The 2511-nt window shown below is 69.8% G+C and carries 2 protein-coding genes; both read right to left on the bottom strand.

Going from position 1 to position 2511, the window contains the following annotated elements:
• The coding region (gene groL / locus DKL51_RS29890; protein WP_124812836.1) for a chaperonin GroEL at positions 1 to 1283 on the bottom strand (1283 nt) is incomplete at its 3' end.
• A gap of 276 nt (positions 1284 to 1559) precedes the next feature.
• A partial coding sequence (locus DKL51_RS29885) for a hypothetical protein (protein WP_221623261.1) occupies positions 1560 to 2511 on the bottom strand: 952 nt, incomplete at its 5' end.

The raw sequence follows: 2511 nt of genomic DNA, 5'->3' as shown, positions 1-2511 counted from the left end.
AGCTTGTCGAAGGCGGTCTTGCCGGCCTGGACCAGCGCGACGCCACCACCCGGGACGATGCCCTCCTCGACGGCGGCCTTCGCGTTGCGGACGGCGTCCTCGATACGGTGCTTGCGCTCCTTGAGCTCGACCTCGGTGGCCGCGCCGACCTTGATCACCGCAACACCGCCGGCCAGCTTGGCCAGCCGCTCCTGCAGCTTCTCCCGGTCGTAGTCCGAGTCGCTCTTCTCGATCTCGGCGCGGATCTGGTTGACCCGACCCTGGATCTGCTCGGCGTCACCGGCGCCGTCCACGATGGTGGTCTCGTCCTTGGTCACCACGACCTTGCGGGCGCGGCCCAGCATGTCGAGGCCGACGGCGTCCAGCTTGAGGCCGACCTCCTCGCTGATGACCTGGCCACCGGTGAGGATGGCGATGTCGGCCAGCATGGCCTTGCGACGGTCACCGAAGCCCGGCGCCTTGACGGCGACCGACTTGAAGGTGCCGCGGACCTTGTTGACCACCAGGGTGGCCAGGGCCTCGCCCTCGATGTCCTCGGAGATGATCAGCAGCGGCTTGCCCGACTGCATGACCTTCTCCAGGATCGGGAGCAGGTCCTTCACCGACGAGATCTTGCTGTTGACGATCAGGAGGTACGGGTCGTCGAAGACGGCCTCCATACGCTCCGGGTCGGTCATGAAGTACGCGGAGATGTAGCCCTTGTCGAAGCGCATACCCTCGGTGAGCTCAAGCTCCAGGCCGAAGGTGTTGCTCTCCTCGACGGTGATGACGCCTTCCTTGCCGACCTTGTCCATCGCCTCGGCGATGATCTCGCCGACGGTGCTGTCACCGGCGGAGATGGAGGCGGTGGAGGCGATCTGCTCCTTGGTCTCAACGTCCTTGGCGAGCTTGGACAGCTCCTCCGAGACGCTGGTCACGGCGGCCTCGATGCCCCGCTTCAGGGCCATCGGGTTGGCACCGGCGGCCACGTTGCGCAGGCCCTCGCGAACCAGGGCCTGGGCCAGGACGGTCGCCGTCGTCGTGCCGTCACCGGCCACGTCGTCGGTCTTCTTGGCGACCTCCTTGACCAGCTCAGCGCCGATCTTCTCGTACGGGTCCTCGAGCTCGATCTCCTTGGCGATGCTCACACCATCGTTGGTGATGGTGGGGGCACCCCACTTCTTCTCGAGCACGACGTTGCGGCCCTTGGGGCCGAGCGTCACCTTCACGGCGTCGGCGAGCTGGTTCATGCCCCGCTCGAGGCCGCGGCGCGCCTCTTCGTCGAACGCGATCATCTTGGCCATACGGCGTTGTCCTCCTGGACACTCACGGGCCACCCGAGTGTGTGCCCCGGATGGGCCGCCTGGTGTACGCACCTTGGGACGTCGCCACCTGGCGACGACGACGTCTCCTCGGTCGGGCCGGACAGCCCGCGACGACCGGCCATGTGCCACCCCGGCGCCATCGAGACGCCGGTGCGGCCGTGGCCCTACCGCCCCGACCATTGGCACTCACGGTATGCGAGTGCCAATGACCTGTTTAGCACTCTGCCTAGCCGAGTGCAAGCACGATGGCCCCGCTCAGCCGAGTTCCGCGGCCAGTCGGGCGGAGTTCACCGGGCCCTCATGGGCACGGTGCTCGGCGTACGTGGCGAGCAGCCCGACGAGCTGAACCAGGTAGACCGGTGCGACCAGCGCCGCAGCCAGCACGACCACCGCCAGCGCACCCACGCCGGCACCCGGTGCGGCCAGCGGACGGTCGCCGAACGGCAGCAGACCGACCTGCTCCAGCACGCCGCCGACCATGCTGCCGAGGATGACCACGGCCGCCACCAGGGCGACCCGGCCCAGAACCGGACCGAGCCGCTGGTGGAAGATCCGGAAGGAGCGACCGATCGGGTTCTCCCGCTCGAAGAGGTAGACCGGCCCGGTCAGGGACAGCGCGAAGGCCAGGTAGATCCCGGGCAGCACGCAGAAGCAGAGGCCGACGCCCATCAGGACCGAGACCAGCAGGGTCCAGCCCCAGAGGCCGAGGGCGCGCCGCAGCCCGTACCGGAGCGCCGGGCCGAGGGCGACCGGCTCACCGGCCGCCTGCCGGGTCACCACCCAGGTTCCCGCCGCCCAACCCAGGCTCTGCACCAGCCCGATGAGCAGGCTGCCGACGAACGCCACGCCGAGGATGGCGGCCACGCCCTGGAAGTAATCGTCCGGCCGGACCGGAGCGCCGTCAGGCCCGGTGCCGACCTGGCTCGACGGGCCGAGCGCGAGGGCGAGGGCCGACAGCGCCGCGCCCGGCACCACCTGGGTGAGCAGCATGATCGGCAGGAGCAGTCGCCAGCCGCGGCGGAACGCCCCGGTGCAGCGGGAGAACCACCCGCCGAAGCCGGCGTGCGGGGGCGTGACCAGGGGATCGTTCGGGTCCCAGCCGGCACCGGCCGGATACCAGCCGTACGGATGGCCGTAGCCGTACGGGTCGGCGGGCACGAGACCACCCGACGCGGGCCAGACCCAGCCCTGCGGCGGCGGGACCGTC

Origin of the sequence: Micromonospora globispora (assembly GCF_003857015.1) — a bacterium.
In the GTDB taxonomy this organism is placed as follows: Bacteria; Actinomycetota; Actinomycetes; order Mycobacteriales; family Micromonosporaceae; genus Micromonospora; species Micromonospora globispora.
The sequence above is the reverse complement of the archived record's forward strand: the minus strand, read 5'-3'. Positions and strand labels throughout refer to the sequence as shown.